Source organism: Vibrio sp. JZG10, from assembly GCF_054064075.1.
Map to the genome: position 1 here is coordinate 12,064 of NZ_JBSUGE010000015.1, position 13,017 is coordinate 25,080.

10 protein-coding genes are annotated in these 13,017 nt (G+C 45.3%); 7 read left to right on the forward strand and 3 right to left on the reverse strand.

All coding sequences use genetic code 11. From position 1 onward, the window contains the following. The first annotated feature begins 201 nt into the window (after nucleotides 1–201). The 4 genes from ACWYVB_RS16645 to phoU are packed head-to-tail and all read left to right on the forward strand — an operon-like array spanning nucleotide 202 to nucleotide 5,660. Complete coding sequence (locus ACWYVB_RS16645; RefSeq protein WP_301640506.1) at nucleotides 202–2,406, forward strand: ABC transporter permease subunit; 2,205 nt, start codon at nucleotides 202–204, stop codon at nucleotides 2,404–2,406. Nucleotides 2,407–2,436: 30 nt separating this feature from the next. Further along, nucleotides 2,437–4,110 carry a phosphate ABC transporter permease PstA gene (pstA, locus tag ACWYVB_RS16650; protein ID WP_301640505.1) on the forward strand — a complete coding sequence of 558 codons (1,674 nt, stop codon included), beginning with the start codon at nucleotides 2,437–2,439 and terminating at the stop codon, nucleotides 4,108–4,110. Between the two features lie 2 nt (nucleotides 4,111–4,112). Beyond that, nucleotides 4,113–4,931 carry a phosphate ABC transporter ATP-binding protein PstB gene (gene pstB, locus ACWYVB_RS16655; protein ID WP_005381745.1) on the forward strand — a complete coding sequence of 273 codons (819 nt, stop codon included), beginning with the start codon at nucleotides 4,113–4,115 and terminating at the stop codon, nucleotides 4,929–4,931. Between the two features lie 30 nt (nucleotides 4,932–4,961). Next, complete coding sequence (gene phoU, locus ACWYVB_RS16660; protein WP_005381744.1) at nucleotides 4,962–5,660, forward strand: phosphate signaling complex protein PhoU; 699 nt, start codon at nucleotides 4,962–4,964, stop codon at nucleotides 5,658–5,660. Between the two features lie 62 nt (nucleotides 5,661–5,722). On the opposite strand, the gene ppk2 is transcribed toward phoU, so the two are convergent. The 3 genes from ppk2 to ACWYVB_RS16675 form a co-directional block, all read right to left on the reverse strand. Continuing rightward, the gene (ppk2, locus tag ACWYVB_RS16665) at nucleotides 5,723–6,499 is read right to left on the reverse strand and encodes a polyphosphate kinase 2 (protein ID WP_301640504.1); all 777 of its coding nucleotides are present in this window, start codon (nucleotides 6,497–6,499) and stop codon (nucleotides 5,723–5,725) included. A gap of 70 nt (nucleotides 6,500–6,569) precedes the next feature. Continuing rightward, entirely contained in the window at nucleotides 6,570–7,313 is a 744-nt protein-coding gene (locus ACWYVB_RS16670) for a copper homeostasis protein CutC (protein WP_457529560.1), read from the reverse strand. A gap of 283 nt (nucleotides 7,314–7,596) precedes the next feature. After that, nucleotides 7,597–8,208, reverse strand: coding sequence for a peroxiredoxin C (locus ACWYVB_RS16675; protein WP_005381738.1), 612 nt, complete (start codon nucleotides 8,206–8,208; stop codon nucleotides 7,597–7,599). A 200-nt stretch (nucleotides 8,209–8,408) separates the two neighbouring features. Here ACWYVB_RS16675 and ACWYVB_RS16680 point away from each other — a divergent pair, with 200 nt between their 5' ends. The 3 genes from ACWYVB_RS16680 (at nucleotide 8,409) to aceA (ending at nucleotide 12,983) form a co-directional block, all read left to right on the forward strand. Beyond that, nucleotides 8,409–9,314: a hydrogen peroxide-inducible genes activator gene (locus tag ACWYVB_RS16680; RefSeq protein ID WP_005383681.1), complete on the forward strand. Its 906-nt coding sequence runs from the start codon at nucleotides 8,409–8,411 to the stop codon at nucleotides 9,312–9,314. A gap of 606 nt (nucleotides 9,315–9,920) precedes the next feature. Continuing rightward, nucleotides 9,921–11,549 (forward strand): malate synthase A, encoded by a 1,629-nt coding sequence (aceB, locus tag ACWYVB_RS16685; protein ID WP_301640501.1) that lies wholly within the window; start codon nucleotides 9,921–9,923, stop codon nucleotides 11,547–11,549. Between the two features lie 120 nt (nucleotides 11,550–11,669). Then, nucleotides 11,670–12,983, forward strand: coding sequence for an isocitrate lyase (aceA, locus tag ACWYVB_RS16690; protein ID WP_005391585.1), 1,314 nt, complete (start codon nucleotides 11,670–11,672; stop codon nucleotides 12,981–12,983). Nucleotides 12,984–13,017 lie beyond the last annotated feature (34 nt).

A 13,017-nucleotide genomic window follows, 5' to 3' on the forward strand; every position in this document is an offset into this window, starting at 1 on the left:
ACCTAGCCAAAAGTGAAGTAATACGTACTCATCTTGGAAAAATGGATGAGTGAGAACATTATGAGATTTTCATTACAGATTTATTTCATACCACGCATTGCATAAGAGTTGTATTCTTTTCAGGTGTTTAATGTGATCTGTAATATAATTGTCATCTTAACGACATATTCTAGTACTAAGTCAAAAAAGGTAGAGATTTAAATGGCACAAGCCGAGTTTTCATTGCAGGAAAAAGATAAGAAACGACTGATAAAAGATCGTTTAGTTCGACTTGCAGTGACATCCGGGGGTGTCGGCGTACTCGCGGCGCTTATTTTGATCTTTGTCTACCTCGCCATGGTGATCATTCCGCTTTTTTCTGATGCGGAGATCAAAACCAACCAAGCCATTCGAGCCACTCATATTGAAACACCACTTGCGATTTCAGTGGATGATTACGCTCAGCTCGCGTTCGTTCTAACCCAAAGTGGTGAGATTCAATATTTGTCGATGGACGATCCTACGAAACCTGCGGTGTATACACAGCAAGTCGTCCAGAAACCCGTCGCTTTCTCTCAATCTACTCCTGGGCTAGGTTGGTATGGATTTGTTGATGGGCAGGGTAAAGCGAACCTTTTCAAGCCAGAATTTAATGCCACATTGAGAGAAAATACACGTCCTCCGGAAGTGATTGAGCTAGACACCAGCATGGATCTGACACTAAGTACGCCTCAAGATCCTGTGACTCAGTTTGTATTTGCAGCTTCGACGCCCTTACCAACGGTTGTTTGGCAGACGCAAAGCGGTGAAGTGAAAGCACGCTGGCAAGTGGCTTCGTCTTTGGGGACGCCTCCTACAACGATCGATTTTACGTTCTCTTCAGGCTTTGATGCCCCTCAGCAAATGTTATTGACACCTGATGGTGAAACGCTTTATTTGCGCGATGGCTCTGAGTTGATCGTGTTAAAGAAAACCGCACGTAAATTTGCTGTGCGAGAGGTGGTCGACCTCACTCAAGGTGATAAGGAGCACTCCGTTCGTACAATGGACCTACTGGCTGGTGCTTACTCGCTTTTGGTGACACACAACGATGGTCGGGTGTCGCAATGGTTTGACACGCTGCAAGAAGAGAGACGCACGTTAACGCATATTCGTGATTTTAAATTGGCATCAGAGCTTAAGTATTTGTTGCCGGATTCTCATCGCAAAGGATTTTATAGCTTTTACACCAACGGCACGTTGCAAAGCCATTATACAACCAGTGAAAAACTGGTGTTGTTTAAGCGTGCGTACAATCAAGCGCCCGCAATCGCAGCAATGTCTAACAATGAACACTACTTAATCACTTGGCAAAATAATGCGTTAAATGTTGCGGAAGTGGACAATGCCTATCCGGAAATTTCATTGTCCTCATTATGGCAAGAAGTGTGGTACGAAGGGTATCCTGAGCCTGAATATGTGTGGCAATCGACTTCGGCGAGCGATAACTTTGAGGCTAAGTTCAGCCTAGTACCTATTGCGTTTGGGACGATAAAAGCGGCGATGTTTGCGATGCTGTTTTCAGTACCGCTCGCAGTGCTAGGTGCTATTTATACGGCGTACTTTATGTCGCCACGCATGCGTCGTGTCGTAAAACCGTCGATTGAGCTAATGGAAGCACTGCCGACGGTGATCATTGGTTTCCTAGCGGGGCTGTGGTTCGCGCCTATCGTCGAAGATCACCTGATTACGATCGTCGTCATGCTGTTTGTTTTGCCCTTGAGCACCATGATTATGGGCGGGTTATGGGCGTTAATACCGCAACCTTTGCGGAATCGTCTGCCTAATGGTTGGCATGCTTTAGTGCTCATGCCTGTCATATTGGTACTGATTGGGCTTGGAGTGTGGATTTCGCCTACGATTGAGCAGACGTTCTTTGGTGGCGATATGCGCTTGTTCTTAACCGAGCATGGCATTGGTTACGATCAACGTAATGCATTGGTGGTGGGGTTAGCGATGGGGTTTGCTGTTATCCCGACGATTTTTACCATCGCCGAAGATGCCATTTTCTCTGTGCCGAAGCATTTATCGGATGGCTCTTTGGCATTAGGGGCCACGCCTTGGCAAACTTTAATCTATGTTGTCTTGCTTACCGCAAGCCCGGGTATTTTTTCTGCCATTATGATGGGCCTGGGACGCGCTGTTGGTGAAACCATGATTGTGTTAATGGCAACGGGCAATACGCCATTAATGGATTGGAATATTTTGGAAGGATTGCGCAGCCTGTCGGCGACCATCGCCGTTGAGTTGCCAGAGTCGGAAGTTGGAAGTTCGCATTATCGTCTATTGTTCCTAGCTGCATTGATTTTGTTTGTATTTACGTTTGCAGTAAACGCGCTTGCGGAATGGGTTCGTCAAAGACTGAGAGATAAGTACCGTGCGTTGTAATAATGGTTTGAATAAAGAGCGAGTAATGACGTGTTAAATTGGATTCGTTCTGGCGCACCGTGGATATGGCTAACAGGCGGTGCAGTCAGCATCAGTTTGTTGTCGGTATTAGGGTTGTTACTCCTTATCGGCTGGAAAGGCCTGACTTACTTTTGGCCAGCACCCTTGTATCAGTGGAATGTTGCAGCGCTGACCCCTGTGCAAGGCGAAGTGCTACATGAAAATACTATTCTGATTGGTCAAGTGTATGAACGCAGCTTTGTACCGAAGAGTTATCTGCCTGAAAGCGCGGCGCAGAAATTAGAAGACGATGAAGACTTTGCTACGCGACTCAGTATCAAAATCGCCAACCGAGAGTTGTATCCCGCCGATTTTATCTCCGTATTGCAAATGCAGTTGGATGAGCCCACGACGCCAAAAGAGTGGGCTGTGATCGAGCGCAGCAGCGGCGGTTACTTTTTTGGTAAGCTGGTGGCGTTTCAGGATGGGGATAACTTATACACCAACGATATTCAATCAGTCTTGAACAAAAAACTGGATGATGCAGAAACTCTGCGCCATGAGATTGACTCTTTGGTTGTCGATCAGCTTAAAGAGCTTGGTTGGAAGCTAGAGCAGTTGCGATTAGAAAAGCGCAAGCATGAGTTGAATGACACGCTGACAGAAAGCTTCTTAAAGGAAAACCAGACGAAAAAAGAGCGGATAGAGAAAGCTCTGGCGACGTTAGATTTACAGCTTGATGGCTTACGATTACAGCTTTCTGGCTATGCCCTGATTGTCGAGGATATGACGGGCTCACAAGTATCGATTCCGCTCGAAGACATTTTGGACTACTGGTACCCAAACCAAATGTCACTGCCTGATAAAGTCATGCACTGGGGGAAGCAGGTTTGGAAGTTTTTATCTGAAGATCCAAGAGAGTCTAACTCCGAGGGAGGCGTGTTCCCTGCGATATTTGGTACGGTTTTCTTAGTAATTATCATGTCGATCATTGTGATGCCACTTGGGGTGATCGCCGCTATCTATCTGCATGAATACGCTAAGAATAACGCTCTAACCAGGGTTATTCGTATTGCGGTTATAAACCTAGCGGGTGTTCCATCGATTGTTTATGGCGTATTTGGTTTAGGCTTCTTTGTTTATACGATTGGTGCCTCTATCGACAACATATTCTATGCGGAGAAGCTACCGGCACCAACCTTTGGTACGCCGGGTTTGTTGTGGTCTGCACTAACTCTTGCCGTGCTGACGCTTCCGGTTGTGATTGTGACGACAGAAGAAGGTTTAACTCGTATTCCGAGTTCAGTACGACATGGTTCTCTGGCGCTTGGTGCAACTCAGTTTGAAACACTATGGCGTGTGGTTTTGCCTATGGCGACGCCAGCTATTATCACAGGGTTGATCCTTGCGATTGCGCGTGCAGCTGGCGAAGTAGCGCCACTGATGCTGGTGGGGGTCGTGAAATTGGCTTCCAGTTTACCGGTTGACGGGCAATTCCCTTATGTGCATTTGGATAGAAAGTTCATGCATTTAGGTTTTCACATTTACGATGTTGGCTTTCAAACCTCCAACATCGAAGCTGCGCGACCATTAGTTTATGCTACCTCTTTCTTACTCGTGACAGTGATTGTCGGGCTAAACTTAACAGCAATCAGTATTCGCAATAATTTACGAGAAAAATACAGAACGTTAGGACAAGATTAAGTATGTTTAATTTTGATAGTACATTAGGTTATGAGCCACCATTGGACGTTCATAATTTAACGGATGAACAAACAGCAATCTCAATCGAGAACCTTAATCTGTTCTATGGTCAAACTCAGGCGCTGCATGATATTTCGATGCGAATTCCCAAAGGGCGAGTCACCGCTTTTATCGGTCCTTCAGGGTGTGGAAAGTCGACGTTATTACGTTGCATCAATCGCATGAACGACTTAGTAGAAGGGTGTCGAGTCACAGGTAAAGTCCGTCTACATGGCAAAAATGTTTATCATCCTAATGTCGATGTTGCGACACTTCGACGCCGAGTGGGGATGGTGTTTCAAAGACCCAATCCATTTCCTAAGTCTATTTATGAAAATGTAGTTTATGGCTTACGCTTACAAGGTGTAAAAAACAGCCGTAGTTTAGATGACGCAGTGGAGCGATCCTTGCGCTCGGCGGCGTTGTGGGATGAGGTAAAAGACCGCTTGCATGAGAACGCATTTGGTTTATCTGGTGGTCAGCAACAGCGCTTGGTCATTGCGCGCGCGGTGGCGATTGAGCCGGAAGTCCTGTTATTGGACGAGCCAACATCAGCGTTGGATCCAATCTCAACTTTAACTATTGAAGAGCTTATCAATGAGCTTAAGACTCAATATACTGTCGTTATCGTTACCCATAACATGCAGCAAGCGGCGCGAGTGAGTGATCACACCGCATTCATTCATATGGGTAAGTTAATTGAATACTCTGACGCGGACTCGATCTTCACTTCGCCAATGAAGAAACAGACCGAAGATTACATTACGGGTCGATACGGTTAAGTCGCGACTCTATACGGAATAAGGAACATCATGCACTTTGGACGTCATATTTCAGGACAATTTAACGTAGAGCTAGAATCGATTCGTACTCATGTATTAACCATGGGTGGCTTGGTAGAACAGCAGCTTTCGTATGCTATTCAAGCCTTGCATAAAGAAGATATCGAACTGGCGCGTAAGGTTGTGCGTGACGATCATAAAGTGAATGCGATGGAAGTCTCGATCGATGACGCCTGCACACGCATTATTGCTAAGCGTCAGCCAACGGCAAAAGACTTGCGCTTAATCATGGCTATCATCAAAACGATCACTGATTTAGAACGTATCGGTGACGTGGCGACACGCATTGCTTACGTTGCCATTGAAAGCCCATCATCAAAAGAACGACAGTTCCAAGTGTCGTTAGAGCCTCTCTGCCGTCAGGCAATTAATATGCTGCATCAGGTTTTGGATGCGTTTGCCCGCATGGATGTAGAAGCGGCAGCAGAGGTGCACAAACAAGATGACAAGCTAGACGCCGAATATGAAGCGGTAATTCGTCAGTTGATGACCTACATGATGGAAGATCCAAAAAATATCCCCAATATTCTGCAAGTGATGTGGTCTGCACGCGCGATTGAACGCGTGGGGGACCGTTGCCAGAACATCTGTGAATACATTATTTACTTCGTGAAAGGGAAAGATGTACGCCATCTAGGTGATCAAAGCATTGATGACGTACTGAAGTAACTGATTTCAATAAATAGACCAGCTTTTAGTCTGGTCTATTTATTAGGGAGAGGGAAAGCACGTCAATATTTATCGGGCACGAAGGTCTGATCATCAATGGGCGCTCTGACATAACCTTCTTTATTGAGTTCAGGTAATTCGATGGGTGAGTACTCAAGTGCTTTGTAATCAATCTGGCTTAGTAAATGACTGATACAGTTCAAGCGCGCTTTCTTTTTGTCATCAGAAGGGACGACCCACCAAGGGCAGTTTTTCGTGTCTGTATAGGCAAACATCTTATCTTTTGCTTCCGAATACTCCGCCCAGCGATGACGTGACTCTAAATCCATTGGGCTGAATTTCCAACGTTTGATCGGCGTATTAATTCGACCTAGAAAACGTTTTTCCTGCTCTTCGTCTGAAACCGAAAACCAATACTTAATCAGAATAATCCCAGAGCGTTGCAACATTCTCTCGAATTCAGGGCAAGAGCGTAAAAACTCCTCGTATTCGTCTGGAGTACAGAACCCCATGACTTTTTCGACACCCGCTCGGTTATACCAACTTCGGTCAAATAAAACGACTTCACCAGCAGATGGCAAATGAGCGACGTAACGTTGGAAGTACCATTGCGTTTTTTCTTTTTCTGTCGGTGCAGGCAGAGCCACTACGCGACAAACACGCGGGTTTAGCTTTTCTGTAATTCGCTTTATCACCCCGCCTTTGCCCGCAGCATCACGGCCTTCAAACAGAACCACCACTTTTAACCCTTTGTGTTTGACCCACTCTTGAAGTTTTACGAGCTCAACTTGAAGGTTTTTGAGCTCCTTTTCGTATTCCTTTTTCTTCAATTTAGACATACATCTTTCCTCACTCCTTGATAAACAATATGTTAGCACTCAAAAGCTATGCGTGTGAGGTTGCGGTGGTCTATTTGAGAGTTGCTACGACATCGGTAATGGCTTGTGTACTTGTGATGGGGATTAAGAAATCATCGACATCAGTTGCGCCCATTTTGCTTTGTTCAGCAATAAAGGTCATTTTACTCGGTCGAGTCGTTTTCCCTGACAAATGGATTTCAGGAACCTGAGTGTCTTCTACTAATGCACGTACGTTACTCGCATTAACGCCAGCACCCGCCATGATTGCAATGCGTCCTTGGGCTTGTTCAACAAGAGATTTAAGTACTTTCTGGCCTGCTGGCGCAGAAGGTGCGAGCCCTGAAGTGAGAATGCGTTCGCAGCCCAAACTGATGACCTCTTCCAATGCTGATTGAGCGTTTCTACATTGATCAAAAGCACGATGGAACGTTATGCCCAGCCCTAATTCCTGTGCGAATTCGCACAGTGCTGTTGCAAAGGGCATGTGAATATCCCCCTCTTGAGTGAGTACACCTAAAACCACACCATCCAAGCCCGATTGGTGAGCAGCTTCAATATCCCACCGCATCATTTCGATCTCTTCTTCATTGTAGAAGAAGTCACCTTGGCGTGGGCGGATCATGGCATAAACCGGAATAGTCGAAAGCTTAGCGGCTTGCTGCATAAAGCCATAGCTGGGTGTTAGCCCGCCTAAAGCCAAAGAGGAGCAAAGCTCAATCCGAGTGGCGCCGCCAGCAATGGCGTAGTGCAGAGATTCAATATTATCGATACAGACTTCTAGGTGAGTAACCACGTTCATTTATCCTGCTAACGTTACAAATAAGTGTTGTGGCTAAGATATTAACAGGGCCAGTAAGCAGAATCTGTATGGAGGGCATGAGAAATAGAGGTAAAGTTTACGCTGCAGCGTTACCTCATTTTGGCGGTTTATCTGAAGGTAAAAGAAAGCCCAGAGCATTTGCTCTGGGCTTTGATAGGACTTTACTTAGACTGATTGGCGTTTGCGGTTTTCCGCATTAGCTTTTTGCTTTATATACATCCAACCATCACACCCGTTGAGCTAGGGTGAAGGTCTATTATTTTTTGCCTAGGTCAGCTGCGTGCTCAGATAGGAACGCTGCAACACCTTTTGGAGATGCGTCCATACCTGCTTTACCTTCTTCCCATTGTGCAGGACATACTTCGCCGTGCTTCTGGTGGAAGTTAAGAGCGTCAACCATGCGTAGCATTTCGTCGATGTTACGGCCTAGAGGTAGGTCGTTAACTACTTGGTGACGTACAACGCCTTCTTCGTCGATTAGGAAAGAACCACGGAAAGCAACGCCTGCTTCTGGGTGCTCAACGTCGTAAGCTTTACAGATTTCGTGCTTAACGTCAGCAACTAGTGGGTACTTAACTTGACCGATACCGCCATCTTCGATAGCAGTGTTACGCCATGCGTTGTGAGAGAACTGAGAATCGATAGAAACACCGATTACTTCAACACCTTTAGCTTGGAAATCAGCTAGACGGTTGTCGAATGCGATTAGCTCAGATGGGCAAACGAAAGTGAAATCTAGTGGGTAGAAGAATACTACTGCTTTCTTACCTTTAGTGAACTCTGCAAAGTTGAAGTTTTCAACGATTTCACCGTTACCTAGAACAGCTGCTGCAGTAAAATCAGGGGCTTGACGACCTACTAGTACCATTTTTTTTGCTCCTAAAAAGTATGGTTAGTTCCAAACCGAATTCAGTTGTGTCGGTTTGGTCCGTGTTTGTACGAGACAAACTATAGTACAGATTGTAGTATTGAAAAAAGCGAAATAAATAGATTGAGTTAATCGAAAAAAACGATAATAGCAAAACTCTTAACTCGATCACTGGAACGGCGGTAGATACAAATACAATTATGAATAAATGGCCCAGTTTGAAGCAGTTGCACTACTTAGTCACGCTGCATGAAACAAGACATTTTAGTGACGCTGCAGAGCGTTGTTTTGTCAGTCAGTCGACTTTAAGTAAAGGTATTCAAAACTTAGAGGAATTGATTGGTTGTCCATTATATGAAAAGAAAGACAAGAAAAGTCCACTGGTTTTTACCCAAACGGGAGAAATGGTAGTAAAGCAGGGGCGAGAGCTGTTAGCAAAAGGGCAAGATTTGGTCGAGCTTGGACGTATGTGCCAAGGCGACGATATGCAAGGCCAGCTAAAAGTGGGATGCATACCAACAATTGCTCCGTTTTTACTGTGTGATTTGGTGCAAGAGGTTAACTACCGTTTCCCACAACTGAATCTTTTATTAAGAGAAGACACGACAACAAACTTACTTCAAGCGCTTAGACACGGTGAGTTGGATGTGCTCATTTTAGCGTTGCCAGTGGAAATTGACGGTATGGAAAGTCGAGTGGTGGGTAAGGATCCGTTTCGAATGGTTATTAGTGCGAATCAAGCCCAATCGGTGCCTGTGCCGATTCGTTACGCAGATTTACCTGACGAATCCGTCTTTTTATTAGAGAAAGAGCATTGCTTAACGGAACACGCGGTATCTGCGTGTAAATTAACAGATAAAGAAAAAATTAATCCGTTTACAGCAACCAGCCTTCATACTTTGGTGCAAATGGTTGCGAATGGTTTGGGAACGACGTTCATTCCTCAAATGGCTATCGACCACGGCCTGCTGCATAACCAGAATTTAGTCGTGATCGATCCCCCAGGAAAGCAAGCCTATCGCGAAATTGGCTTAGTTTGGCGTCCGAGTTCATCAAGAACGAAAACATTTAATCAGCTTGCAGAAGTCGTTTCCGAACTGCTTTAGCTATTAGTATTAGCCTCTACATCTCCATTATTTATCTAAAAGCGCACTGAAAACAGTGCGCTTTCTAGTATTTTATTCTGTTGGTGAACTTTGACTTGTAAAATTTTACAGCTCTTCTTTGATGAAGCTTTCATAAAATAGTGAAATTTCACAATGTTAATTTTACACAAAACCTTGTATGTCTTGTTTGACCCTTGTTTGAATCCACCTTGCCAGCCCTTGTGAATACAAGGCGTTTGTTTGCCAGTCTATATTCATACACTCGTTTGAAATGATAAATCGGCCTTAAAATTAATGTAATTTAATTACGTAATAACTTACAAAAATAGGTGTTCGATAGGCGGTTTTTACCCTGCCGAATAAAACTTCGAATTTTCTGTTTTGTTTATCTTGGGGGTTTCGTTAAACCCTTTGTTGAGATAGCTTATTTAAAGGCCGATAAGACTTATGTCTAGATTGAAAATACACATAACATTACGCAATCTATCGACATGGCTAGACGAGTTGAACACAAAGTTAAAGGATGTAATTTGTTGTTCATAACTTACAAATGTAGCTTTACGCTGACTGCCCAAGATGGATAAAGCACGTTAAGGATGAATGATTATGCTTGCTCAGACAGAACAAAAAACACAACAACTAAAGCAAACCCAAGGCATGCTTGAGGTGAATGGAGTCGTTGCTCCAGAACATCAAGCAATTTTCCCTGTTGAAGCCCAAACCTTTTTATCTCTGCTGTGTGAAAAATTTGCCGGACGTGTTGAGCAGTTGATGGAAGCACGAGAAGAGAAGCAAGCGCGTATTGATGCAGGTGAGCTGCCAGACTTTTTACCAGAGACACAAGACATCCGTGAAGGAAGCTGGAAGATCTTAGGAATCCCACAAGATCTGCAAGATCGCCGTGTGGAGATTACCGGACCAACTGATCGCAAGATGGTGATTAACGCACTGAATGCGAATGTAAAAGTGTTCATGGCAGACTTCGAAGATTCAATGTCTCCAGCATGGAGTAAAGTGCTGGATGGGCAAGTGAATTTACGCGATGCCGTGAATGGCACCATCAGTTACACCAACCCTGGCAATGGCAAGCATTATCAGCTGGAAGATGACCCAGCGGTGTTGATCTGCCGTGTTCGCGGCCTTCATTTAAAAGAAAAACACGTTACGTGGCACGGTCAGATCATTCCAGGTGCGCTATTCGATTTCGCTCTGTACTTCTATAACAACTACAAAGCGTTACTTCAAAAAGGCAGCGGCCCTTATTTCTACATTCCGAAACTACAATCGCATCACGAAGCGAAGTGGTGGAGCGAAGTGTTCCATTTCACGGAAGACTATTTCGGTCTTGATACAGGCACCATCAAAGCGACTGTGCTGATTGAAACTTTACCAGCCGTATTCGAAATGGATGAGATTCTGTTCTCACTTAAAGAACACATCGTTGGTTTGAACTGTGGTCGCTGGGATTACATCTTTAGCTACATCAAAACCTTGAAGAAGCACCCTGAACGCGTACTGCCAGATCGCCAAGTGGTCACTATGGACAAGCCATTCTTGAACGCTTACTCGCGATTATTGGTGCGTACTTGTCATAAACGAGGTGCTTTCGCGATGGGAGGAATGGCCGCCTTTATCCCAGCGAAAGACCCGCAAGAGAATCAAAAAGTATTAGACAAGATCCAGACTGACAAATCGCTAGAAGCAAACAACGGTCACGACGGTACTTGGGTAGCTCATCCAGGTTTGGCTGACACCGCGATGGAAGTTTTTAGTGCTGTACTGGGCGAGCGCACCAATCAATTGGATGTGAGTCGTTCAGAGGATGCACCTATTACAGCGGCTGAACTACTCGAGCCTTGTGAAGGCGAGCGTACAGAAGCCGGAATGCGCCACAATATTCGTGTTGCGCTGCAATACATCGAAGCTTGGATTTCTGGTAATGGTTGTGTACCGATTTATGGCTTGATGGAAGATGCGGCGACAGCTGAAATATCTCGCGCTTCTATCTGGCAATGGATTCAACACGGCAAGTCGCTAGATAACGGATTGAAGGTCACTAAGGATCTGTTCGAGCTCTATCTAAAAGAAGAGATTGAAGTAGTGAAACAAGAAATTGGCGAGCAGCGCTACCAAGCGGGTCGATTTGAAGAAGCGGCAGACTTGATGGCAAGGCTCACTACGAGCGATGAGCTGACCAACTTTTTAACAATTCCTGGTTATGACTACCTGGATTAATAAAGAATAACTGTAACACCAATAACGTGAAGGATTTTCAGGGCAGATAGGGAAGTACTGCCTGAGAACGGAAACTCAACGCACACGCATAAAGTGCAAATTATAAAGAGGGATAGACCAATGACTAACTTAACTCGCCGCCAACAAATTGAAGCTCTGGAAAAAGACTGGGCAACTAACCCGCGCTGGAAAAATGTAAAGCGTACATACACTGCTGAGGAAGTGGTGGAACTGCGTGGTTCTATGGTACCTGCCAACACAATTGCACAACGTGGTGCAGACAAACTTTGGTCACTGGTCAACGGTAGCGCGAAAAAAGGTTACGTAAACTGTCTTGGTGCGTTAACTGGCGGCCAAGCTGTTCAACAAGCTAAGGCTGGTATTGAAGCGATTTACCTATCTGGTTGGCAGGTAGCGGCGGACAACAACACCGCTTCAACGATGTACCCTGACCAGTCTCTATATCCAGTCGATTCTGTACCGTCAGTAGTAAAACGCATCAATAACTCGTTCCGTCGTGCAGACCAAATCCAATGGTCTGCAGGTAAATCGCCTGAAGATGAAGGTGGTATTGATTACTTCCTACCAATCGTAGCGGATGCTGAAGCGGGCTTTGGTGGTGTGCTTAACGCTTACGAGCTCATGAAATCGATGATCGAGGCAGGCGCAGCGGGCGTTCACTTTGAAGACCAGCTAGCATCGGTGAAAAAGTGTGGCCACATGGGTGGCAAGGTATTAGTCCCAACGCAAGAAGCGGTGCAAAAACTGGTTGCTGCTCGTTTGGCTGCTGATGTGGCGGGCACAACAACCTTGGTTATTGCTCGTACTGATGCGAATGCGGCAGATCTCATTACTTCAGATTGCGACCCATACGATAAAGACTTTATTGAAGGTGAGCGCACTCAAGAAGGTTTCTACCGCGTTCGCGCTGGTATCGACCAAGCGATTTCTCGTGGCCTGGCTTACGCACCATATGCAGATTTGATTTGGTGTGAAACAGCGACGCCATGTTTGGAAGAAGCACGTAAGTTTGCAGAAGCGATTCACGCTGAATACCCAGATCAACTGTTGGCGTACAACTGTTCGCCGTCCTTCAACTGGGAGAAGAACCTAGATGCAGAAACCATTGCTAAGTTCCAACAAGAGTTGGCAGACATGGGCTACAAGTACCAATTCATCACGCTAGCAGGTATCCATAACATGTGGTTCAACATGTTCGAACTGGCGCACGCTTACGCTCAAGGTGAAGGTATGCGTCATTATGTTGAGAAAGTTCAGCGTCCTGAATTCCAAGCGGCTGAAAAAGGCTATACGTTTGTTGCGCACCAACAAGAAGTAGGTACAGGTTACTTCGATAGAATGACCAATACCATCCAAGGTGGTAACTCTTCAGTGACCGCATTAACCGGTTCGACCGAAGAAGACCAATTCTAATTGGCAGAGAAACACTTCCTTAATCAGCGTCAGT